The organism is Ruegeria sp. CF1, from assembly GCF_056537445.1.
Genome location: NZ_JBQFRN010000004.1, coordinates 97,597 through 120,101 on the forward strand (window position 1 = coordinate 97,597; position 22,505 = coordinate 120,101).

Consider the following 22,505-nt stretch of genomic DNA (forward strand, 5'->3'; position numbering starts at 1 on the left):
GCACCGGACCTGCCTAGAAGCGGCGCTCGAATGGTATCAGGAGGCCGTCATGGGCTTTAAAATGGGAATCGTGGGTTTGCCGAATGTTGGCAAGTCGACTCTCTTCAACGCACTGACCAAAACTGCGGCAGCTCAGGCGGCGAATTTCCCGTTCTGCACCATCGAACCCAATGTGGGGGATGTCGCCGTTCCTGATGACCGGCTGGATAAACTGGCGGCGATTGCGACCTCGAAACAGATCATTCCAACCCGCATGACCTTTGTGGATATCGCGGGGTTGGTGAAAGGGGCCTCGAAAGGCGAGGGGCTGGGCAACCAGTTCCTGGCAAACATCCGCGAGACCGACGCGATTGCCCATGTGCTGCGTTGTTTCGAAGATGGTGACGTGACCCATGTGGATGGCCGCGTTGATCCGGTGGCCGATGCCGATACGATCGAAACCGAGCTGATGCTGGCCGATCTGGAAAGCATCGAAAAGCGTCGCGCCAATCTGGTGCGCAAGCTGAAGGGCAATGACAAAGAAGCGCAACAGCAGGACCGCCTGCTGGCCGAGGCGCAGGAGATGCTGGAAAACGGCAAGCCAGCGCGTCTGGTTGAAGTGTCTGATGAAGACGCCAAGGCATGGAAAATGCTGCAACTTCTGACCACCAAGCCGGTGCTTTATGTCTGCAACGTGTCCGAAGAAGAGGCCGCCGAAGGCAACGAGTACTCTGCCAAAGTCGCTGAGATGGCTGCCGCGCAAGGTAATGCTCATGTCGTTATCAGTGCCAAGATCGAGGAAGAGATCAGCCTTCTGGAAGACGACGAGGCACAGATGTTCTTAGAGGAAATGGGTCTGGAAGAGCCCGGCCTCGACCGTCTGATCCGTGCCGGTTACGACCTGCTCAAGCTGGAAACCTATTTCACCGTCGGCCCGAAAGAGGCCCGGGCCTGGACCATCCGCACCGGCACCGCCGCACCACAGGCCGCAGGTGTCATCCACGGAGACTTTGAGAAGGGCTTCATCCGCGCCGAGACTATCGCCTATAACGACTACATTGCTGCCAATGGCGAACAAGGTGCCAAAGAGGCGGGTAAGATGCGGGCCGAAGGGAAGGGCTACATCGTCAAGGATGGCGATGTGATGCACTTTTTGTTCAACACCTGAGAAGCCACCAAAGCAGTCACTGCTCAGCTTATAACCTCGGATTTTCTGCGAAGAACGGGCCGATATCGGGTTGCTCGTGTGTGAATGCCATTGTCCACTTCATGTTGTGGTGGGCTACGTAGATATCCGCGCCAAAAGATGTGAAATCTGGATATGATTCTGAGAGGCAGCTATACGACCATTTGATATCTTCATCAAAGATAACATACGCGGCAGGCCACTGGTTCTTATAGGAATTTAAAGCGTCATCGCCCGCCCGCGCGATTTGAAACCCGTAACTGAAACCATGCCAGCGGAAGCGATTGTGAATCCAGGAACCGGTTGATTTCTTTACGTTCCCGGCGAATGTCTGATGCCAGCATTGAACAACCTCACCACCTTCTTTGGAATCGAGAGGATCAAAATCGACGCATTCACGCACCAAGAAGTCCTCAATTTGGTTTCTCGTAAGGTTCATGGAATAATTCGGTTCTATGTTGTTGTTGAACCGGCATATCGCGCGTTAAGGCGAAGTGTCAAAACCGCTCAGGTGGCAAGATGCGATCCTGTTAGTTTCATTTGGGCTGGAGCAGCAGTTCGGCAGGCTCAACCACCCGAGTATTGCATGTATCTGAAGCGCCGATCCTGTGGCAGCCAACAAATTGACGATGCTCGCATCTCGCACATTTCTCTTGTGCAGAAATGTGGTTAGTTTGGTTTTTGACCTGATACTTGAGACAGCTCTAGATGATCGAAATCCGCGACCTGCAATTGCTCAGCGCATTGGCGCGGCATCGTCATTTCGCCAAGGCAGCTGAGGAATGCGGGATTTCACAGCCTGCGTTCTCGATGCGAATCCGAAACCTGGAGGATCGGCTGGGTGTCTCCATCGTTCGCCGCGCAAACCGATTTCAGGGGCTAACCGAAGAGGGCGAGATGATTGTCCAGCGCGCGCGGCGCATTCTCGACGACACCAAGGCTTTGGAACAACAGGTGCTCGCTGCAAAGGGTGAGATCACCGGCACGCTTATTTTGGGTGTGATCCCAACAGCGATTGCCTTCACCGGACGTCTCACGAAGCGGTTGCGCGATGCGCATCCACGTATCGTGACCCGGATTGAAACAATGTCTGCAACGGCCATTCAGCACCGGTTGGACGAAGGAAGTCTGGATGCTGGCATCACTTATGGCGACAGTATCGGTACCGATCTACGGCAAGTGCAGCGCTTGTACGAAGAAACTTATGTCCTATTGGTCCCCTCGCATATGACCGATGAGACAGGCCCGATCCCATGGGCCCGCGTGGCCGAGTTTCCCCTGAGCCTGCTGGAACCACAGATGCAGAACCGGCGGATTCTGGATCGGATATTCGCCGAACAGGGCTTGCACCCGGATATTGTGGCCGAGACCAGCGGATTCACTGCCTCGATGGTCATGGCACGCGAGGGGCTAGCGGCCACCGTGATTCCACGCGTGCTGGTGCGGGCGCTGGGCGACCTGAAGGACACAAGGGTGCTGTCCCTGATCGAACCCGTGGTGAGCAAGCCGATTTGTCTGGCCACGCTCACTCGTGACCCGGAATTACCCACGGTCGCGGCCTTGCGCACAGTGATGGCGTCTTTGCGGTGATAAACTGTCGTTATCGTGCGATTGAAATATGCGATTTGACGATATGCTAGTCTGATGAGACACGGGGCCTCAATCGGAGGGCATCATGGCACCATTAGACACCAAGCCATCAGGCGCGCCAAAGGGCGTCTGGAAGTCAGGTAAAGGCAAGGGGCGGCACACGCCCAAAGGCCGTCAATTCTCGGACGAGGCACAAGCGGAAATTGCACGACTGTTGGGTGACCGCCCGCGACGTCGCGACCTGCTGATTGAATTTCTGCATTTGATTCAGGACGCACACGGCCATATCAGCGCCGACCACATCGCCGCTCTGGCGGTTGAGATGCGGATCGGGCAGGCTGAGATTTACGAAACCGCAACCTTCTATGCCCATTTCGATGTAGTGAAAGAGGGTGAAACGCCTCCTCCGGCGTTGACGATCCGTGTGTGCGATTCGCTGTCCTGCGAAATGGCCGGTGCCCAGCAGCTGCAAAAAGCGCTGGAAGAGGGTTTGGATGCCTCGCAGGTCCGCGTTGTCCGTGCGCCCTGCATGGGACGCTGCGACACCGCTCCAGTGCTGGAGATCGGTCACAACCACATTGACCACGCGACCCCCGAAAAGGTGCAGGCCGCGATTGCTGCCAACGACACCCACGCCCATTTGCCCGACTGCGAAACCTTTGCCACTTATGAGGCCAACGGCGGCTACGCCAAGCTGAAAGAGCTGCGCGACGGCGGCGATTGGGAGAAGGTGCAGGAAGACGTCTTGTCTTCGGGCCTGCGTGGTCTGGGCGGCGCTGGCTTCCCGTCCGGCAAGAAATGGGGCTTTGTTCGCATGAATGAAGGTCCGCGCTATCTGGCCGTGAATGGCGACGAAGGCGAACCCGGTACGTTCAAGGATCGCTACTATCTGGAGCGTACGCCGCACGTCTTCCTTGAAGGCATGCTGATCGCCGCTTGGGCGGTCGAGGCGGAAACCTGCTTCATTTACATGCGTGACGAATACCCGGCTGTACTGGAGATTCTGCGCCGTGAGATCGCCGCGCTGGAAGAGGCCGGGATTGTTGAGCCCGGCTATATCGACCTGCGTCGCGGTGCCGGCGCTTACATCTGCGGTGAAGAATCCGCGATGATCGAGTCAATTGAGGGCAAAAAAGGCCTGCCGCGTCACCGTCCTCCGTTCGTGGCGCAGGTTGGGGTCTTTAACCGTCCGACCTTGGTGCACAATGTCGAGACGCTCTATTGGGTCACCAAAGTGTGTCGTGAGGGGCCGGAATGCCTCAACAGCACCGAAAAGAACGGCCGCAAGGGCCTGCGCAGCTATTCGGTCTCGGGCCGGGTGGCGAAGCCGGGCGTCTATCTGCTGCCCGCTGGGTCGACCATTCTGGACGTAATCGAAGCAGCCGGAGGCATGGCCGGGGGCCAGACCTTCAAGGCTTATCAGCCGGGTGGTCCATCCTCGGGTCTGTTGCCTGCATCGATGGATGACATCCCGCTGGACTTCGACACGCTGCAACCGCATGGCACCTTTATCGGATCCGCTGCGGTTGTGGTTCTGTCCGATCAGGACACCACGCGTGATGCGGCGCTGAACATGCTGCGCTTTTTCGAGGATGAAAGCTGCGGCCAGTGCACGCCGTGCCGCGCCGGTTGTGAAAAGGCGGTGAAGCTGATGCAGGCTGACAAATGGGATCAGGATCTTTTGGAAGATCTGTGCCAGGTCATGGGCGATGCCTCGATCTGCGGTCTGGGGCAGGCGGCCCCGAACCCGATCCGCCTTGTCATGAAACACTTCGCAGACGAAATCTGAGGGAGACAGAGCCATGCTTGATGCAAGCCCAACCAAGACCGTCACCTTCAACCTGAATGGCGAAGATGTCACCGTGCCCGAGGGCTGGACCATCTGGGAAGCGGCCAAGGGGCAGGGGTTCACCATCCCTCACCTGTGTCACAAGCCGCAACCCGGTTACAAACCCGACGGCAATTGCCGTGCCTGCATGGTCGAGGTAGAAGGCGAGCGCACGCTGGTCGCCTCATGCATCCGTCCGGCAGCCGACGGCATGGTGGTTAAGACCGACAGCGACCGGGCCGAGAAATCGCGCGCGATGGTCATGGAGCTGTTGGTCGCGGATCAGCCTGAGGAAGCGCACGACGCCTCCAGCCACTTCTGGGATATGGCCAAGCTGAACCATGTCAGCGACAGCCGTTTCCCGGCGAAAGAGGCCGAGAAAATCCCGCTGTTGGATGACAGCCACGTTGCGATGCGCGTCAATCTGGACGCCTGCATCAACTGCAACCTCTGCGTCCGGGCCTGCCGCGACGTGCAGGTCAACGACGTGATTGGTATGGCCGGTCGTGGCCACACAGCGCAGGTGGTGTTCGACCAGAACGACCCGATGGGTGCTTCGACCTGTGTGGCTTGTGGTGAATGCGTGCAGGCCTGCCCGACCGGTGCTTTGATGCCAGCAACCGTACTGGATGACCAGCAGCGAGGCGACAGCAAGGACTACGACTCGGAAACGGAAAGCGTCTGCCCGTTCTGCGGCGTGGGCTGTAAGGTTTCGCTCAAGGTCAAAGACGGTAAGGTGAAGTATGTCGAGGGCATCAACGGCCCCGCAAACGAAGGTCGTCTGTGCGTCAAAGGCCGCTTTGGCTTTGACTACATTCACCATCCGCATCGCCTGACCAAGCCGCTGATCCGTCGCGAGGATGCTCCAGCCAAGGGATTGAACGTCGATCCCGGCAACCTGGATACCCATTTCCGTGAAGCAACGTGGGAAGAGGCGATGGATTTGGCCGCGACCAAGCTGATGGACTTGCGCGACAAAGACCCGCGCAGCGTTGCAGGCTTCGGCTCGGCCAAGTGCACCAACGAAGAAGCCTATCTGTTCCAGAAGTTCATCCGTCAGGGCTTCCGCCACAACAACGTCGACCACTGCACCCGTCTGTGCCACGCGTCATCTGTTGCGGCCCTGATTGAGAATGTGGGCTCGGGCGCTGTGACCGCGACCTTCAACGAGATCGAAAACGCGGATGTGGCGATCATCATCGGGGCCAACCCGATTGAAAACCACCCTGTCGCCGCCACCTATTTCAAGCAGTTCACCAAACGCGGCGGCAAGCTGATTGTGATGGACCCGCGCGGCGTTGGGATGCGCAAGTTCGCTGATGAGATGCTGCAATTCCGTCCCGGCGCGGATGTCTCAATGCTCAACGCGATCATGAATGTGATCGTCGAAGAGGAATTGTATGACAGCCAGTACATCCACCGCTGGACCGAGAACTGGGAAGCCGAGAAAGAACACCTGCGCCAGTTCACGCCTGAGGCTATGTCGCCGATCTGTGGCATCGAACCGGATCAACTGCGCCGAGTGGCGCGCACCTTTGCGCAAGCCAAGGCCGGTCTGATTTTCTGGGGTATGGGTGTCAGCCAGCACATCCATGGCACCGACAACTCGCGCTGCTTGATCTCGTTGGCTCTGATGACCGGCAATGTTGGTAAACCCGGTGCGGGTCTTCACCCGTTGCGCGGGCAGAACAACGTGCAAGGTGCCTCAGACGCGGGCCTGATCCCGATGTTCCTGCCGGACTATCAGTCCGTTACCGACGACGGCATTCGGGCCAAGTTCACCAACGTCTGGAATGACGACCGCGACTTCTCGAACGAGAAGGGGCTGACCGTCACCGAGATCATCGATCAGGCTTATGCGGGCAACATCAAGGGTATGTACATCCAGGGGGAAAACCCCGCCATGTCCGACCCCGATGTGAATCACGCGCGCGACGCACTGGCCAAGCTGGAACTGATGATCGTGCAGGATATCTTCCTGACCGAAACGGCGAACTATGCCGACATCATTCTGCCCGCCTCAGCGCTCTATGAGAAGAACGGCACTGTGTCGAACACCAACCGTCAGGTACAGCGTGTGCGGCCCGCCGTGACCCCTCCGGGTGAGGCGCGCGAGGATTGGAAGATCACCGTTGAGCTGGCGCAGCGGATCGGTTTGAACTGGGATTATTCCGATGTTTCTCAGGTCTTTGCTGAGATGAAGCTGACGATGAATTCGCTCGACAACATCACGTGGGAACGGCTTGAGACGGAGACGATCACTTACCCGTCACTGTCCGAGACAGACCCAGGTCAGGCGATTGTGTTCGGCGATGGTTTCCCACGTGCGGATGGTCGCGCCCGGTTCACGCCAGCCAGTGTCATCCCACCGGATGAGGCCCCGGATGATGAATACCCGATGATCGCCACCACTGGGCGCCAGCTGGAGCATTGGCATACGGGGTCGATGACCCGCCGGTCCAACGTTCTGGATGCCGTGGAACCTGAAGCGAATTGCTCGATGAACCCGCGTACATTGAAACTGATGGGGATTGAGCCGGGCGATATGATTCGTCTGACTACTCGCCGCGGCTCGATTGAAATCATGGTGCGGGCCGACCGGGCGATTGCCGAAGATATGGTGTTCATCCCGTTCGCTTATGTCGAGGCGGCGGCGAATATCCTGACCAACTCGGCCATCGATCCTTATGGCAAGATCCCCGAGTTCAAGTTCTCGGCAATTCGCGTCGAAAAGATCGCAGACGCCGTCGCGGCGGAATAGTCTTCAATCAACTGAAAAAAAGGCGGCCCTTTGGGGTCGCCTGTTTTTTCAGTAGTCGCGTTCGAAAAAGATACCCAAGCCCGTCTCACCCCGGCCATCCACCGTGCCGCGAACCGTGAAGCTGTCGGTGACGTCGAGGTTCAAGTTCACCTCGGTGTCACCTTCGGTATTGACGGTGAAATCGGTGTAGAGATTGTCGCTTAGATATGCGCCCGCACCAAGGCTGCCCCCACCGCCCTCAGTCGCGCCAAGGTCGATAGTGTCCAGGCCCGTGGCCTCGCGCACCCCTTTGGTAGTATCCCCGCCGGCGCCGCTGAGTTGGGCCAATGAGGCCGCCATCTGCGCAATGACAAACGGTGACAGTTCTGAGAACCGGTTGCCGAACAAGAGCATTGCTAGCGCTTCCTCGGTCGGGCGTTCAGGATCTGAGAATACGTCGACCTCGGGTGAGTCCAGCGGCCCGGCGATCTCGATCGTTGCGGTGCCGTCCGAGGTGCTGGAGGACGATTCAAACTCGATATATGGCGTCAGGTCACCCTGCAGGGTGACCACACCCTTAGTCAGCGCAAGGCGGCGACCAAGGATATCGATATTACCGCGGATAAGCTCAATCTGGCCTGACGGCACAACAGAAGTTGTAGTTCCACCAATCTGTATGCGACCGCCCAGTTCCGCGTTCACGCCGCGTCCTCGGACAAAGACTGCCTTGGGTGCAAGCAATCCGATGTCGAGCGACATGCGCGAGTTGCTTTTAGTCTCATCCTCGGTTTCCACCAGATTGGCGCGTTCCCGCGTTACGAAACCGGCACGGCTTTCGTTCAGGTGTTGGATCGTCGGAATTGGTGCTGCGCCGACTGCTCCTGCGGCGGCTGCAAGATTGATGTTGGTTTCGCCAAAGTTGATCTGCCCGGCCAGCGAACTGTTCCCGGCCAATGCCCCGGTCAGGGCGATCTGACCGTTCAATGTGGTTTCATAGAGCAGCTTGTCTGTCAGCACGAGATTGTTGAGCGCTGTGGTTATCTGGGCGTTGAAGGGTGGCGTCAGATCAATCGGGCCGTTGACGGTAAACCCTCCGCCCGCTCGTAACCCACCCTGCAGTGCAATCGTGGCGCGGCTTTGCGCGATGTTTACGGAACCCCCGATGCCAGTGATTGTCTGTCCCACATCGGGCAAGGCCATCGACGCGCCGGATGTTGAAATCGTTCCGCTAAGCGCATCCAGCGCAGGTGCCCCTTTCAGGGCCAGATCGAACCGGGCAGTACCGGCCAGATTGTTGGGAGAGATAAATGCATTGGCGATACCGATGTTGACACCGCCCTGCATCTTCAGGTCCGCTTCGCCGCTGGTTTCGTTAAAGGTCCCGGCAACAGTTGTACTGATATCGGCGGGGCCATTAGCCTTTGCGTCGATGGTCCACATCCCGGCGTCGCGGCGGGCGGCACCACTGGCGGCGACGGTTCCGGGGAAATCGGGCACAAAACGTTCGACCCGATTCAGGCGGGCGTCAAAATTTAGATCCGCGGTGCCACCGGTTTCTACGGTTCCGGTTAAATTGGCGTACGAGCTATCAGGTCCCTGCAGGCGCGCATTGCCTTCCAAACCGGACCCTGTAGGGGCGACGTTGCCATCCAGCGTGAGCGGCCCGGACAATGTCGAGGATAGACGGCCGATGTCGTCCAGCATGGCCGAGAAATCGAGGCCACCGGCCTCCCGATCCAATCGGCCCGATGCATCTGCGGTCAGCGCGGTTCCGTTCAGACTGAAAGTGCGGATGTTCAGCCCCTGATCATCGTTGGCGGCATCCACGTTCAGCGTGGTTCGTCCCTGTACCAACGCATCTACGGCTTGGATACCCGTGGCAAGGTCGTCTGCTCTCAGGTTGCCTTTGATATCAAAGGCCTTGCTGCTTTGCGCGGCCCGACCGGTGACGTCGGCATCAATCGACCCGGCCAGATCAAGCCCGGCGAGGCCGGAGAACAAAGACAGGTCGGGGGCGTTCAGCTTGGCGCTTCCATCCACCGCGATGTTTCCGGTGGGGTCATCGATGGTTGCGCCCACCTCGGCAGTAAGAGCAGCACTTTTGATCGTGGCGTTTCGAATAACGATTTGGTTGCCCGAATGCGCACCGTCCAGATTGATTGATGTCCGGCCTTTCAACAGCGGGTCGAACTCGCTCATCCCGGTTTCGATATTTGTTCCGATCACGCTGGCTTGGCCGTCGAATTCCAACGTCTGTACGGTGCCTTTGCCATCCAGCCGGGCCTGTAATGCGCCCGCCAGATCACGCTGTGCGATGCCTGAGAACACCGCCAGATCGGGGGCGTTCACGCTGGCCTGACCGTCAATTGTCAGATTGCCATTTGGCGTCGTGACCGTGCCGCTGGCCTGCGCTGTCAGAGCGTCGCCATTCACGGTGAAATCGCGAATTGTTACCCCATCGGTGTCGCGTTTGGCATCCAGAACGATTTCGGTTTCACCCGTGATCATTGGATCAATATCGTCACGCCCGGTCACCAGATCACGCCCATTCACCGTGACCTTGCCGTCAAAGCTGCGTTCCAGTGGTGAGCCCTTGCCAACCACCTGGATCGAAGCCTCGCCACCAAGCTGAAGCTGTGCCAGGTCCGAGAAACGCGACAGGTCGGTCGCCTGCAGCAGTGCCGTGCCATCAACCTGCAACCCGGTCGCAAGCCCGCTGATCAACGCATCAGCGTCTAGGGTATAGTCGCTGCCGACCAGTTCGACCCCGGACAATTGCAATGTCTGGTCGCTGCCGTACTCGAACTGTCCATCCAGTGTGATCTGATTTCCGACGGCGGCATTCAGTGCGGCATCTGTCAGATCAATGCCATCCAACACAGCCTGCAGATCGCCATCGACCGACAGCCCGCTGGATTGATCTAGCGTGCCTTGCCCGCTGATCCGTGCATGATCGAGGTTCAGGTTGGGGGTTTCAATCTTGTTGGTCGTCAGGCTCAGGTCCCAGAGATTGCCATTCTCGGTATTGTACAAGGCCGAAATCTGAGCCGCGCCGATTGACGTATCGCCGCCGCTGACGGGCAGAACGACCTTGTCACCTTCCGGCGGCGTGATACGACCTTGCAGGGCGACCAGTTTCAGAACACCACCCGAAGCAAGGCTGAGTTCGCTTTTGAGGTCCAGCGCTTCCGAGGTAATCTCGATATCCGATATATCCAGCGCCCCGTCAGAATGGGTGCGCCCATCTACAAACAGCCGTGTGTCGGTACCGAAGAACGTGTCCATCTCTTCGGCCAGAAACGGCGTCAGGTCGCCTCCGACATCGGCAGTAAACGCGATTCCATCGGAGGCGTTGCCACTCTCTTCGGCCGTGCGCAGTCGTACCTGACCGGACACGCGAAGCTGCTGATCGCTGCTTAGACCGATATCAGCATTAAAATCCGTTATCGGCCCCGAGCCTTTTGCAGTCAGCTCAAGCGGCGGGGCATCGGGGATGGACAGGGCCGTTGCGATCAGACCGCCTGATGCTTCGGCTACGGTCAAGTCCAGATCGATCTGGCGGCTGTCGTTCTGAAAGCCTGCTTTCAGATCAATCGTGTCCCCGGCGCGGTCCAGTCGGTCGATATCCAGCGTAGTATCCAGTGTTCCATCAGCCAGCGATAGGTTGCCGTTCACGGCAAGCTCGGCAGCGACGCCGATCAGCGGCTCACCCAGAGACAGGTCATCGACACGCAGCTCTCCGATTTCGATCGAGACCGGAAGTTCAGGCAGTTGGAAGGGTTGGGTTTCGGCTGAAGGGGGCGGCGTGTCCTTTGTTGTTGTACCAGGTGCGCGGGCGATATCGATTTCCTGCGCCGATAGTGTGTTGACCGAGAACCGACCGCGCAGCAGTGCCAATCGGTTCCAGTCCAATTCAGCGTTTTTAATGGTGAGCCAGACGCCGTCGTCATCGGCGACTGTGATTTCCTGAATCGTCGCACGCGAACTCAGAGCTCCTTCAAGGCCGATCACCCGCACATTCTGATCATCACCGGACAGGGTATCTTGCAGTAACTGCTCGATCATGCTGCCGCCCTCGTCCTGAGCGGTCGCCGCGATGGGAACGGTGATCGCTGCTGAACTTAGCAACAGGGGATATACAACGCGACGCATCAAAAGGCTTGCCCGATCCCGAGGTAGAATTGCAGCCCGTCACCCGTATCGCCCTGAACCGGCACCGCAAGGTCAAAGCGCAAGGGCCCGAAGCCGCCCAGATCATAACGGATCCCAAGGCCCGCGCCAGAATGCTCTTCCGCGCCGCTGCCGATGAATGAGGACGTGTCGACCACACCGTAGTCATAAAACCCAACCAACGAGATTGCGTCAGTGACTTTGCCTCGGACCTCGGCTGAGAGCCCCAGAAAAGATTTGCCACCGGCGACACCATCCCCGATGGGGATACCTAGGCTTTCAAATGGCTGACCCCGTACTGTACCGGCACCACCCGAGAAGAACAGGAAATCTGGAGTCACACCATCTGCCGGAGGTCCGAGGACCGATCCCAACTGCACCCGGCCTGCCAACACCAGCCGACCGGCGGTGCCCAGATCGTTATAGGCGCGACCGTCAAAGAACATTCTCAGGCCGGTATCCGATCCGGAGAACCCGACAAAGGGCATGACTTGCGAGTCTAGATAATAGCCGCGCGTCGCGCTGACCTTGCTGTCGCGTTCATCCCATTCTGACCGGAACGGAAGAATGAAGTATCGAAACTTGCGCCCATCGCCATAGGCGTCATCTGCGTCCGACCATTGGAAACCTGCCGAGGCTTCGGCGTAGAGGCGGTCAGAGAATGTGCGGCGTGCACCATATGCAAGCGAGGCGACGGTGACGTTGTAGTTTTCGGTATTGCGCCGCTCCAACAGTGCGCTCCAGAATGTATTGTCGTCAGGGCCCAGACGATCAGGTTGATCCAGCCGCAGACCAATGCGTCCATCGATATCCTCGGCACCGCCGATATTGCGGATTGCCGCCTCGAACCGCAGCCTTTCGGCTCGCCGGAAAACGTTTCGATGGGTCCACGTAGCGGTAAGATCAACCCCGTCGCGCGAGGCAATCTCGGCCCCAAAGGTCAGGCGGCGCGGTGGCAGGTCTTCGAAAGTTGCGTCGAAATCAAGCGTGCCATCCGGGTTGGGTTCTTCATGTTCCTTGAGCGAAACCGTAGCGAATGTGCCGGTGCGCCGCAGGCGGGTGCCAACCTTTTGGACCTGTTCAGGCGAATAAACCTCACCCGACGGGAAGCCTGCGACTTTCTCGATCGATCGATGGCGGACATTTGTATCGCCCTGAATGATCATTTTGCCGAACCGCAACCTTGGCCCCGGAGCCAGATCAATTGTCGCGTCCAGCCGTGCCTGCGCATGGCGCGCTATTACTTTCTGATCTTCCACTTCCGCCTTGGCATGGCCTGTATCGCGCCAGCCCTGCACCCCGGCCGAAGCCGCCTGTTGGATCGCTCCGGTGGTCGCGGTCTTACCCGTGGCGAACTCTTCGGGCAGTTCCGTGCCCGGTGCCAGCGGTTGCACGACAGCCGTTCCGAACTTGAACTTCCGCCCTGGTGTGACAAGGATAGTCGCCCGTTTGAATTGGGCTGGAACGTTCAGCGAATTGATTTTGGCGGCTTCCTGCCCGTCAAGCTTGATGCTGACGACGGGGCTGAAATAGCCTTCATCGTACATGATCTGAACGATGGTGCGGTAGTCGGACAAAGCTGCCGACAGTATTTCCAGTGACGTATCAAGACCACGCGATTCCGAGGTGAAGATGGATGAAGTCTCTTCCAAGCGATCGACCAGATCTTCAGATGCACCAGGGGCGGATAGGGTCGTTTCTAGCGCGGTAGCAAGATTGGGGGACAAGGCCACAAACGCACCAAAAAGCCAGCCTCTCAGATCGCTGCGCGGTCTGCTCCCTGTCATTGTCTGGCTCCAACTGCCCCAAGTCGAAATCGCTATGGCCGCGAAACAAAACGAATGCGGCGTGTTGAATTCATTTAGAGCATCTGACGGCGCTTAGGGGAAGAACTAAACAAAGTTCAGGTGTTTTTATTGGCAAACTCGTGTGCCAATCCGCTACAGACCAGCATTTCGGAACCAGCGAACAATCGCATCCCGGTCTTCAGGTTCCATATAGGTCACGTTCGCGGGAGGCATGGCATGTGTGACGCCGGATTGCAGATAAATCTGCTGCGCGTTCTGAGCAATGTCAGCTTTTGTTTCCAGCAGGACACCTTTGGGTGCCCACATGATGCCTTCCCAGACAGGTTCGCGCGCGTGGCACATAGAACAGCGACCCAGAACTATGTCCTGTGCTTCTTCAAAGCCATCCGCTGATGCGAATTTCTGTTCGTAGGGAGTTAGTTGCCGCGCTTCGGCCTCTTCCAACGGGTCGTTCATCGAAGCGGTCGACAACCACATGATGGTCATGAACAGCAAAGCCGTTACCAGCCAGGTCCAGGTTGGGTTTCCAGCGCGCGCGTGGCGGGTGTTGAAATAGTGCCGGATCGTGACACCCATCAGGAAGACCAGCGCGGCGATGATCCAATTATACTCGGTCGCAAAAGCCAGCGGATAGTGGTTCGACAACATCAGAAACACGACCGGCAATGTCAGATAGTTGTTGTGGGTCGAACGCAGCTTGGCGATTTTGCCGTATTTCGGATCAGGTGTGCGCCCGTTCTTTAGGTCGTCCACCACAATGCGCTGGTTTGGCATGATGATGAAGAACACATTTGCGGTCATGATTGTGGCCGTGAAGGCCCCAAGATGCAGCATCATCGCGCGACCGGTGAATATCTGGTTATAACCCCAGCCCATAATCACCAGCAGCACGAACAGAAGAACCATCAGCAATGTCGGACGCTCGCCCAATCCCGACTTGCAGAGAAAATCGTAGACCAGCCAACCGACAGTCAGCGAGGCAGCCGAGATCAATATGCCTTGCCATAGCGCCAGATCCGCCTTTTGGGCATCGATCAGATAGAGCTCTCCGCCTACCCAGTAGACGATCATCAGTAGCGCGGCACCGCTGAGCCATGTGGCATAGCTTTCCCATTTAAACCAGGTCAGGTGGTCGGGCATACGCTCCGGAGCGACGAGATATTTCTGGATGTGATAGAATCCTCCGCCATGGACTTGCCATTCCTCGCCGTCCGCCGGTCCGGGGATATCGCGGTTCAAACCAAGATCCAGCGCGATGAAGTAGAAGGATGATCCGATCCAGGCAATCGCGGTGATAACGTGCAACCAGCGCACGCCAAAACCAATCCAATCCCAGAACACGGCGAAGTCGTACATGCTTATGTCTCCGATTGCGTTGCGCCACACTAGGCAAACGGGCTTTTCTTCGGTATTCCCGTATATTGTCAAACTGTATCAAAAAAAACGATAAGATGTCCTATCTCGACAACATTCGAACCTTTGTCCGGGTCTATGACTTGGGCAGCATGTCAGCCGCCGGGCGGGATATGAGAATTTCACCTGCGGTGACGTCGGCGCGAATTTCGCAGTTGGAGGATCATCTGGGAGTGCGCCTGTTTCAGCGCACAACCCGGAACCTGACACCAACGGAACAGGGACGGGCGTTCTACCCCGGCGCGGTTGCGGTTCTGGATGCAGTTGATGAGGCAGAGGCCCAAGTCACGCATCTGACCGAAGCCCCCCGCGGGTCTCTGTTTGTTGCTGCGCCCTTGGGCGTCGGGCGCCGGTTATTGGCGCCTCATGTGCCTGATTTTCTGTCAGAATACCCTGAGATCGATGTGCGTTTAAGACTGACAGACCGCTCGGTTGATCTGACCACTGAAGGCTTGGATCTGGCTTTTTTCATCGGTCAGCCCGAAGACAGTACATTGCGCATTCGCAAGATTGCGGATTGCCAGCGTGTGCTATGTGCAGCCCCTGATTACGTGAGCCGATGTGGGATGCCAGAAGCTGGATCCGATCTGATTTCAGGCAAGCATGAATGCTTGAACCTGCGCTTCCCCGGCGCGGCAGAGTTTCAGTGGATGCTGGAAACACCCGATGGCCCGAAACGATTTGCTGTCTCGGGCAGGTATGAATGTGACGATGGTGATGTTTTGACCGATTGGGCGCTGTCCGGGCAAGGTATTGCCATGAAACCCGTTTTTGAGGTGTCAGAGCACTTGAAGGCGGGGAGGCTGATCCCGGTGGCGATGAAGACGCCTCCGGTTCCCGTGCAAATGGCCTGCCTGTATACGCATCGCCGCCATCAGGACCCGAAGGCGCGGCTGTTTATGGATTTCATGATTGACCGGATCGGCAAAGTGGTTCGAAGCGCCGAAGTCTAGGGCTAGCTGCCCCGGTAGGTCGAGTAGCCGTAGGGGGACAACAGCAGCGGAACGTGGTAGTGCGAGTCCGCATCGGACATGCCAAAGCGGATCGGCACCTGATCCAGAAACAGAGGATCATCGCCATCCTGACCCGTCGCGCGCAGGTAATCTCCGGCGAAGAATATCAGCTCATAAGTGCCGGTTTTAAAGTCGTCCTGCGGTAAGATCGGGCTATTGGTTCGGCCATCCGCGTTGGTTTCCATCTCGACCAGTTTACGGTGCGAGTTCCCTGACACTTTGTAGAGCGCGATTTTCAACCCCTCAGCGGGGCAGCCGCGCGCCGTGTCGAGAACGTGGGTTGTCAGATAGCCAGCCAAGGGTCTCTCCTATGTGTTTCTTTTGGTGTGCCACAGTCTGGGCCAAACCGCAAAATGGTTGAAATGCCGAAAGAAGTGGAAACAGTGTTCGGATTGATTTGATAATCAATAGACCGTTTCTGCGGTAAAGCTGTCAAAACACCTAATCGGACTGGAAGACCCTATGCAGCCGCCTCGTTACCCCCGCGATATGATCGGATACGGAGCCAACCCACCTGACGCCGCATGGCCTGGCGGGGCGAAACTGGCTGTGCAGATTGTGTTGAACTACGAAGAAGGCGGCGAGAACTGTGTACTGCACGGGGACGCTGCGTCCGAGGCGTTCTTGTCCGAGATCGTTGGGGCGGCGCAGTGGCCGGACCAGCGTCATTGGAACATGGAATCGATCTATGAATACGGTTCGCGGTCGGGGTTCTGGCGCCTGCATCGCTTGATGAAAGACCTACCGATTACCGTTTATGGTGTTGCTACCGCGTTAGCGCGTTCGCCTGATCAGGTTGCGGCGATGAAGTCGGCCGGGTGGGAGATTGCCAGCCATGGCCTGAAATGGGTCGAGCACAAGGATATGCCCGAGGCGGAAGAACGGGCCCAGATCGCCGAAGCGATCCGTCTGCATGCCGAAGTCGTAGGGGATCGCCCGCGCGGCTGGTACACTGGGCGCTGTTCGGACAACACCGTGCGTCTGGTCGCCGAGGAAGGTGGCTTTGCTTATGTTGCCGATACCTATGCAGACGATCTACCCTACTGGATGCAAACCGGTGGTCGGGATCAGTTGATTGTTCCCTACACGCTGGATTGCAACGACATGCGCTTTGCGACGCCACAGGGGTTCAACGCCGGGGATCAGTTCTATTCATATCTGAAAGACAGTTTCGATGCGCTTTATGCGGAAGGCGAGGCTGGTGCACCCAAGATGCTGTCGATCGGTTTGCACTGTCGCCTGATCGGGCGACCGGGACGCGTCATGGCGCTGAAACGGTTTCTGGATTACGCGCGCGGGTTCTCGGACGTGTGGTTCGCGACGCGATTGCAGATTGCCGAGCATTGGGCCGAAAAGCACCCGGCGGCTGAGCGTCCACAACCCTCGCAAATGGGCCGCGAAGAATTCGTCTCTGAGTATGGAGGTATCTTCGAGCATTCCGCTTGGATCGCCGAGCGCGCCTATGATCTGGAATTGGGCGCGGCGCATGACACGGCAGGCGGATTACACAATGCTTTGACCCGCATGTTTCGGTCCGCCTCAACCGAGGAACGGTTGGGCGTTTTGACGGCCCACCCTGATCTGGCAGGCAAACTGGCGCAGGCTAAGCGGCTGACACAGGAAAGTACGTCCGAGCAAGCCTCGGCAGGGCTTGATGCGCTGACGGATGAGGAACGCGCCACCTTCACCGAACTGAACCAGCGCTATACGGAAAAATTCGGCTTTCCGTTCATCGTTGCCGTGCGGGACCACAACAAGGCTTCGATCCTAAACGCATTCGAACGGCGCATCGAACAGGATCGCGAAACCGAGTTCGCCGAGGCCTGCCGACAGGTCGAGCGGATTGCCGAGTTCCGTCTTCGCGATGTGCTGCCCTCATGACACGGATTGTCGCTGAACCGATCTCGGCCGAAGCTTTCGCACCGTTTGGTGATCTGATTGATGTGTCAGGTGAGGCCGACAAGATCATCAACCAGGGCCAGTGCGGGCGGTATCATGATCGGGCAAGGCTGGATTTCGGTGATGCCCAAGCGGGCATCAGCCTGTTCAATGCAAACCCACGCGAACTGCCTTATCAGCTAGCGATGGTTGAGCGTCATCCCGACGGCAGCCAGGCGTTCATTCCGATGACTCACCAGCCCTTTCTCGTGATCGTCGCCCCGGATGAGGAGGGGCAACCGGGTCGTCCTCGCGCGTTCATTACACAGCCAGGACAGGCGGTGAACTATCACCGGGGAACATGGCACGGAGTCCTGACACCCTTGCATGGACCCGGTCTGTTCGCAGTCGTTGATCGGATCGGGGAAGGCCCGAACTTGGAGGAATACTGGTTCAGCACACCGTACGAGGTGGTCAACCGCTGAAACCAGAACCGAAGCCGCCAGAGAAGCGGTAAGAACCCCATTGGATCTTAGGGAGGACAATGAGATCATGGCTGAAACTTCGATAGGGACGCCCGAACAGCTTCGGGACCCGAACTTCACACCCGCCTTGCACAAGGCGATACCGCTGGGCATTCAGCATGTTTTGGCGATGTTCGTCTCGAACGTGACACCGGCCATCATCGTGGCGGGTGCTGCCGGTTTTGGATTTGGGTCGAACTCCCCGGATTTTCCCGAATTGCTGTACCTGATCCAGATGTCGATGCTGTTCGCTGGGCTGGCGACCCTGCTGCAGACTATCACGATTGGCCCGGTCGGAGCGGCTCTGCCGATTGTACAAGGAACGAGCTTTGCGTTTTTGCCCATCATGATCCCTCTGGTCGCCGGAAAAGGCGTGGATGCCTTAGGGGCGCTGTTTTGCGGCGTCCTGGTTGGCGGCCTGTTTCACGCCTTTCTTGGTCTCTTCATCGGCAAAATACGTTTTGCGTTGCCGCCTCTGGTGACGGGATTGGTTGTCACAATGATCGGTCTGGCGCTGGTCAAGGTGGGCATTCAATATGCGGCCGGGGGCGTTCCCGCGATTGGCACCCCGGAATATGGATCGCTACTCAACTGGTCGGCGGCACTTGTCGTGGTGGTCGTGACACTGGGCCTCAAGTTCTTTGCACGCGGCATGCTTTCGGTCTCTGCGGTGTTGGTCGGGTTGGCCGTCGGCTACGTCTATGCCCTGATGGTTGGCATGGTGACGTTCGAAGCCATTGGTACAAGCTGGTCGCGCGCCTCGGCCTTTGCGCTGCCCGTTCCTTTTAAATATGGCTTTGAGTTCTCATTGGCCGCTGTAATCGGGTTCTGCCTGATGTCCTTCGTATCGGCCATCGAGACCGTCGGTGACGTGTCGGGAATCACCAAGGGCGGTGCGGGTCGTGAAGCGACTGACAAGGAGATCGCTGGTGCCACCTATGCAGATGGTTTCGGAACAGCGGTCGCAGGTATGTTTGGCGGATTCCCGAATACGTCGTTCAGCCAGAATGTCGGCTTGATTGCGATGACCGGCGTGATGAGCCGACATGTGGTGACCTGCGGGGCCGTGTTCCTGATCCTGTGCGGTCTCGTGCCAAAAGTCGGGGCGATTATCCGCACCGTGCCTATCGAAGTTCTGGGCGGTGGTGTGATCGTTATGTTCGGTATGGTGGTTGCGGCAGGTATCTCGATGCTGTCGGACGTGGATTGGAACCGCCGCAACATGGTGATTTTCGCGATTTCACTGTCGATCGGTCTGGGGTTACAGCTGGAACCCGGCGCAGTTCAGCACCTGCCTGATACACTTCGTATCCTGATGACTAGCGGCCTGCTGCCCGCAGCTCTGATCGCCATTGTATTGAATCTGGTCCTGCCAGAAGAATTGGCCGAAGAATCGACTGAAGAGGTTTCAGGGGGTATGGCCGGTCACGGGGCGGGTAGCCTACCTCACGATTGAAGTCTTGAAGTAATCCGCAGCGTGCTTCAGCGCTGCGGATTACCCGGCGTTTGCCATCAGGCGCGCGACATCCAGCATGCGGGCTGAAAACCCCCATTCATTGTCGTACCAGCCAAAGACCCTGATCTGCCACTCTCCAATCATGCGCGTCTCGGGCCCCGCCACCACCAGTGACTCAGGGCGGGACCGCAAATCAGATGACACCAAGGGCAGATCGGTCCATCCCAGCACGGCAGAAGCTGCGACCGCGTCGCGAAAGGCTTGGTCGAACTGCTCAGCGCTCATGCCACGTTCAAGCGTGGCGACAAGATCAACGGCAGATACGCTGGCCGTCGGAACACGCACCGCGGCCCCCGACACACGACCGGCCAGGTCTGGCAAGACGATATCAATCAAATGCGTCGCGCTCGAGGTCGTGGGCACCATCGACAATGCCCCGGCGCGCGATCGGGCCAAATCCCCGCGTGGTGCATCGACCATCGGCTGGCTGTTTGTATAGCAGTGGATGGTGGTCATGTGCCCGGACACAAGCCCGCCGATTTCATCAATCAGCTTGACGAGCGGTGCCAGACCATTGGTGGTGCAGGATGCATTTGAAACGATCCGTGCGCTGCCCAATTGATCTTCGTTTGCCCCCAGCACCAGTGTGACTTCGGCAGCGGGTGACGGACCGGAAATCAACACTTTATCCGCCCCAGCAGTCAAGCCCCGGCTGGCCACGTCGGATGTTCGCGCGATGCCGGTGCAATCGAGCATGACATCGACGCCGGACAGATCGACCTGTGCCAAATCGGCGCTGTGAGACATCAGAATAACGCGGCCATCGATATTCAGTGCTTCACCTTCGGTCGTGACCGAACCCTGATAGGGGCCAAACGTGCTGTCATATTTGAACAGGTATGCGCATGTTTCTAGCGGTGCGATATCGTTGATCAGCACTAGTTCTACATCCGAATGCTGCGGCAGGCTTAAGACCTGACGCAGAATGGTGCGGCCGATACGGCCGAATCCGTTGATCGCGAGTTTCATGCGCAAGCTATGGCAGGCAGATCAGGCGATCTCAATCAAAGTATTGTACCAATTTCAGTTGCAGCTGACCTGCGAAAAGAACTGGCCCGAAATGTTCTGATACATGCTGGAATAGATCGCCTTGCAGCCGGTCGCCTTCTGTATCGCGGCCATTGCCTGGATGGTGCGAAGACGTGGCGGCGGGCCAAAGGGGTTCAGATTGTTATTATCCCGCGTCGCCCGATAAACCACAGGCGCGTCCGAGACCTGCGTCACCGCCCATGTGCGGCTCATGACGAAAACGGATTTGGTTTCTTCCTTGGCTGCGACCGGGGCGGCGTTGAACGCCGAAAGGCCAAGGGTGGCAACCAGTGCAATCATCGTACCGCGCAGTAACATCGAACAATCTCCAGTGCTGAAAACTCATTTGATTTCATCAGATTCCAGCGATTCTGTGAACCCCTTTACCTGAACTTGACCCGGTAAAGCCCCGATCGTCAGCTACCTAGACGGTACAGACAACGGCATGTGCCTATTCACATCCTTGTACAACAGATAGCGAAACCGTCCCGGTCCGCCTGCGTAACAGGCCTGTGGGCAGAAAGCGCGCAGCCACATGTAGTCACCGGCCTCGACCTCGACCCAATCCTGATTGAGCCGGTAAACAGCCTTGCCTTCAAGCACATAAAGGCCGTGTTCCATCACATGGGTTTCGGCAAAGGGAATCACGCCACCGGGTTCGAAATTGACGATGTTGACATGCATGTCGTGACGCAGGTCCTGCGGATCGGTGAAGCGGGTGGTAGACCAGCGGCCTTCGGTGCCGGGCATTTCGTTGGGTACCACGTCGCGTTCATTGGTGATGATCGGGTCAGGGGCGGGCAGGCCGGGCACTGCATCATAAGCCTTGCGCACCCAATGGAACCGGGCAACTGAATCGCCATGGTTGTGCAGCGTCCAGTCGCTGCCCGGGGGGATATAGGCATATCCACCGATCTCAAGAACATGATCCGCTTCGTTCAGGGTCAGCGTAACGCTGCCCTCGACCACGAAGATCACCCCTTGCGCATTTGGGTCGGTTTCAGGCGTATCGCTGCCACCGCCGGGCTGCACCTCCATTATGTATTGCGAGAATGTCTCGGCAAAACCACTCAAAGGCCGGGATAAGACCCAAAGACGTGTATTCTCCCAGAAAGGCAGAAAGCTGGTGACGATGTCGCGCATCGTGCCCTTGGGGATTACCGCATAGGCATCGGTGAACATGGCACGGTCGGTCAACAGTTGCTCTTGCCCCGGATGTCCGCCTGTCGGTGCATAATATTTAGGATGTGTCATCAAATGCCTCTGCTTCGTCTGGGCACAATATGAGGCGATCTCACGGGCGGACCTAGCGCCCGCCTTGCGAAAGGTTTGTTCGGGATAATTTGAAGGTGGCCAAGTGGGGCTTGGCCGCACACGCATAGAGGTATATCTATGGACGTGAAAGTCATTCAAATCGGCGAGGCCCTTTGATGAAAGCCTTTGTTTACACAGCGCTGGTTGCTGCACTTTTTCTAGGGGTGGGTGGAATAGCACAGGCTAAACCACTTTCCCGAATCATCGCGGAAATGGGGTTGAGCCCCGCTGACTTTGAGGTGTTGAACGACACCTCAAACGCGTTGCTGTCGACGGGCACTCCATCCGTGGGGCAGGAGAGGGCTTGGCTCAATCAGGACACCGGCTCGAAGGGGACAATCCGCGTGCAAAGCGTTCAGGGCAATTGTGTGATACTTCAGCACTTTGTGCAGCCTGAAGGTGCTGCACAGGCCCGCGATATCAGAACGCGCCGCTGCAAGACCGCTGATGGGAACTGGATCCTGACACCTTAAAGGCCGTTGCACTGGCCAGCACCCGAACTAGCACAGCTGCACCC

Annotated in this window: 17 protein-coding genes; 9 read left to right on the top strand and 8 right to left on the bottom strand. The window is 57.8% G+C overall.

Annotation, left to right across the window (positions count from 1 at the left end):
• Positions 1-49 precede the first annotated feature (49 nt).
• On the top strand, positions 50-1,147 hold the full coding sequence (gene ychF / locus ACRZ96_RS09655) for a redox-regulated ATPase YchF (RefSeq protein WP_480705633.1): 1,098 nt from the start codon (positions 50-52) through the stop codon (positions 1,145-1,147).
• Between the two features lie 28 nt (positions 1,148-1,175).
• Here ychF and ACRZ96_RS09660 read toward each other — a convergent pair whose 3' ends face one another.
• Positions 1,176-1,604 (bottom strand): DUF4275 family protein, encoded by a 429-nt coding sequence (locus ACRZ96_RS09660; RefSeq protein WP_480705631.1) that lies wholly within the window; start codon positions 1,602-1,604, stop codon positions 1,176-1,178.
• Between the two features lie 269 nt (positions 1,605-1,873).
• Here ACRZ96_RS09660 and ACRZ96_RS09665 point away from each other — a divergent pair, with 269 nt between their 5' ends.
• The 3 genes from ACRZ96_RS09665 to fdhF all read left to right on the top strand — a co-directional run bounded on the left by ACRZ96_RS09665 (position 1,874) and on the right by fdhF (position 7,344).
• Positions 1,874-2,755 carry a LysR family transcriptional regulator gene (locus ACRZ96_RS09665; RefSeq protein WP_170404498.1) on the top strand — a complete coding sequence of 294 codons (882 nt, stop codon included), beginning with the start codon at positions 1,874-1,876 and terminating at the stop codon, positions 2,753-2,755.
• An 85-nt stretch (positions 2,756-2,840) separates the two neighbouring features.
• Positions 2,841-4,544: an NAD(P)H-dependent oxidoreductase subunit E gene (locus tag ACRZ96_RS09670; RefSeq protein ID WP_480814442.1), complete on the top strand. Its 1,704-nt coding sequence runs from the start codon at positions 2,841-2,843 to the stop codon at positions 4,542-4,544.
• Positions 4,545-4,557: 13 nt separating this feature from the next.
• Positions 4,558-7,344 carry a formate dehydrogenase subunit alpha gene (gene fdhF, locus ACRZ96_RS09675; RefSeq protein WP_480814443.1) on the top strand — a complete coding sequence of 929 codons (2,787 nt, stop codon included), beginning with the start codon at positions 4,558-4,560 and terminating at the stop codon, positions 7,342-7,344.
• Between the two features lie 48 nt (positions 7,345-7,392).
• Here the strand turns inward: fdhF and ACRZ96_RS09680 are convergent, their stop codons facing one another.
• From ACRZ96_RS09680 to ACRZ96_RS09690, 3 genes are all read right to left on the bottom strand, one after another.
• Entirely contained in the window at positions 7,393-11,475 is a 4,083-nt protein-coding gene (locus ACRZ96_RS09680) for a translocation/assembly module TamB domain-containing protein (RefSeq protein WP_480771649.1), read from the bottom strand.
• Positions 11,475-13,280 (bottom strand): autotransporter assembly complex protein TamA, encoded by a 1,806-nt coding sequence (locus tag ACRZ96_RS09685; RefSeq protein ID WP_480705623.1) that lies wholly within the window; start codon positions 13,278-13,280, stop codon positions 11,475-11,477. The genes ACRZ96_RS09680 and ACRZ96_RS09685 overlap by 1 nt, the downstream gene beginning before the upstream one ends.
• Before the next feature lie 153 nt (positions 13,281-13,433).
• A complete protein-coding gene (locus ACRZ96_RS09690) occupies positions 13,434-14,657 on the bottom strand; it encodes a urate hydroxylase PuuD (protein ID WP_170799770.1) in 1,224 nt (407 codons plus the stop codon).
• 95 nt (positions 14,658-14,752) lie between these two features.
• Between ACRZ96_RS09690 and ACRZ96_RS09695 the strand changes: the two genes are divergently transcribed.
• Positions 14,753-15,667 (top strand): LysR family transcriptional regulator, encoded by a 915-nt coding sequence (locus tag ACRZ96_RS09695; protein WP_170511345.1) that lies wholly within the window; start codon positions 14,753-14,755, stop codon positions 15,665-15,667.
• 2 nt (positions 15,668-15,669) lie between these two features.
• On the opposite strand, the gene uraH is transcribed toward ACRZ96_RS09695, so the two are convergent.
• Positions 15,670-16,026 (bottom strand): hydroxyisourate hydrolase, encoded by a 357-nt coding sequence (uraH, locus tag ACRZ96_RS09700; RefSeq protein WP_480705621.1) that lies wholly within the window; start codon positions 16,024-16,026, stop codon positions 15,670-15,672.
• 163 nt (positions 16,027-16,189) lie between these two features.
• On the opposite strand from uraH, the gene puuE reads away from it, so the two are divergent.
• The 3 genes from puuE (at position 16,190) to ACRZ96_RS09715 (ending at position 19,585) form a co-directional block, all read left to right on the top strand.
• Positions 16,190-17,608: an allantoinase PuuE gene (gene puuE, locus ACRZ96_RS09705; protein ID WP_480705619.1), complete on the top strand. Its 1,419-nt coding sequence runs from the start codon at positions 16,190-16,192 to the stop codon at positions 17,606-17,608.
• Complete coding sequence (locus ACRZ96_RS09710) at positions 17,605-18,090, top strand: ureidoglycolate lyase (protein ID WP_170564627.1); 486 nt, start codon at positions 17,605-17,607, stop codon at positions 18,088-18,090. Before puuE ends, ACRZ96_RS09710 begins: the two co-directional genes overlap by 4 nt.
• 67 nt (positions 18,091-18,157) lie before the next feature.
• Entirely contained in the window at positions 18,158-19,585 is a 1,428-nt protein-coding gene (locus ACRZ96_RS09715) for a nucleobase:cation symporter-2 family protein (protein WP_480814444.1), read from the top strand.
• Between the two features lie 39 nt (positions 19,586-19,624).
• Here ACRZ96_RS09715 and ACRZ96_RS09720 read toward each other — a convergent pair whose 3' ends face one another.
• The 3 genes from ACRZ96_RS09720 to ACRZ96_RS09730 form a co-directional block, all read right to left on the bottom strand.
• Positions 19,625-20,614: a type I glyceraldehyde-3-phosphate dehydrogenase gene (locus ACRZ96_RS09720; protein WP_480814445.1), complete on the bottom strand. Its 990-nt coding sequence runs from the start codon at positions 20,612-20,614 to the stop codon at positions 19,625-19,627.
• Between the two features lie 54 nt (positions 20,615-20,668).
• Positions 20,669-20,992 (bottom strand): hypothetical protein, encoded by a 324-nt coding sequence (locus tag ACRZ96_RS09725; RefSeq protein ID WP_170397457.1) that lies wholly within the window; start codon positions 20,990-20,992, stop codon positions 20,669-20,671.
• Between the two features lie 102 nt (positions 20,993-21,094).
• Complete coding sequence (locus ACRZ96_RS09730) at positions 21,095-21,928, bottom strand: bifunctional allantoicase/(S)-ureidoglycine aminohydrolase (RefSeq protein WP_170397455.1); 834 nt, start codon at positions 21,926-21,928, stop codon at positions 21,095-21,097.
• 176 nt (positions 21,929-22,104) lie between these two features.
• Here ACRZ96_RS09730 and ACRZ96_RS09735 point away from each other — a divergent pair, with 176 nt between their 5' ends.
• On the top strand, positions 22,105-22,461 hold the full coding sequence (locus tag ACRZ96_RS09735; RefSeq protein WP_170404458.1) for a hypothetical protein: 357 nt from the start codon (positions 22,105-22,107) through the stop codon (positions 22,459-22,461).
• Positions 22,462-22,505: the final 44 nt, after the last annotated feature.

What these genes read in the sequence shown, in the direction of transcription:
- ACRZ96_RS09690 (WP_170799770.1), bottom strand. Translation starts at nt 14,657, where the DNA reads ATGTACGACTTCGCCGTGTTCTGGGATTGGATTGGTTTTGGCGTGCGC.
- ACRZ96_RS09670 (WP_480814442.1), top strand. Translation starts at nt 2,841, where the DNA reads ATGGCACCATTAGACACCAAGCCATCAGGCGCGCCAAAGGGCGTCTGG.
- puuE (WP_480705619.1), top strand. Translation starts at nt 16,190, where the DNA reads ATGCAGCCGCCTCGTTACCCCCGCGATATGATCGGATACGGAGCCAAC.
- fdhF (WP_480814443.1), top strand. Translation starts at nt 4,558, where the DNA reads ATGCTTGATGCAAGCCCAACCAAGACCGTCACCTTCAACCTGAATGGC.
- ACRZ96_RS09735 (WP_170404458.1), top strand. Translation starts at nt 22,105, where the DNA reads ATGAAAGCCTTTGTTTACACAGCGCTGGTTGCTGCACTTTTTCTAGGG.
- ACRZ96_RS09665 (WP_170404498.1), top strand. Translation starts at nt 1,874, where the DNA reads ATGATCGAAATCCGCGACCTGCAATTGCTCAGCGCATTGGCGCGGCAT.
- ACRZ96_RS09720 (WP_480814445.1), bottom strand. Translation starts at nt 20,614, where the DNA reads ATGAAACTCGCGATCAACGGATTCGGCCGTATCGGCCGCACCATTCTG.
- ACRZ96_RS09710 (WP_170564627.1), top strand. Translation starts at nt 17,605, where the DNA reads ATGACACGGATTGTCGCTGAACCGATCTCGGCCGAAGCTTTCGCACCG.
- ACRZ96_RS09725 (WP_170397457.1), bottom strand. Translation starts at nt 20,992, where the DNA reads ATGTTACTGCGCGGTACGATGATTGCACTGGTTGCCACCCTTGGCCTT.
- ychF (WP_480705633.1), top strand. Translation starts at nt 50, where the DNA reads ATGGGCTTTAAAATGGGAATCGTGGGTTTGCCGAATGTTGGCAAGTCG.
- ACRZ96_RS09680 (WP_480771649.1), bottom strand. Translation starts at nt 11,475, where the DNA reads ATGCGTCGCGTTGTATATCCCCTGTTGCTAAGTTCAGCAGCGATCACC.
- ACRZ96_RS09730 (WP_170397455.1), bottom strand. Translation starts at nt 21,928, where the DNA reads ATGACACATCCTAAATATTATGCACCGACAGGCGGACATCCGGGGCAA.
- ACRZ96_RS09685 (WP_480705623.1), bottom strand. Translation starts at nt 13,280, where the DNA reads ATGACAGGGAGCAGACCGCGCAGCGATCTGAGAGGCTGGCTTTTTGGT.
- ACRZ96_RS09660 (WP_480705631.1), bottom strand. Translation starts at nt 1,604, where the DNA reads ATGAACCTTACGAGAAACCAAATTGAGGACTTCTTGGTGCGTGAATGC.
- ACRZ96_RS09715 (WP_480814444.1), top strand. Translation starts at nt 18,158, where the DNA reads ATGGCTGAAACTTCGATAGGGACGCCCGAACAGCTTCGGGACCCGAAC.
- ACRZ96_RS09695 (WP_170511345.1), top strand. Translation starts at nt 14,753, where the DNA reads ATGTCCTATCTCGACAACATTCGAACCTTTGTCCGGGTCTATGACTTG.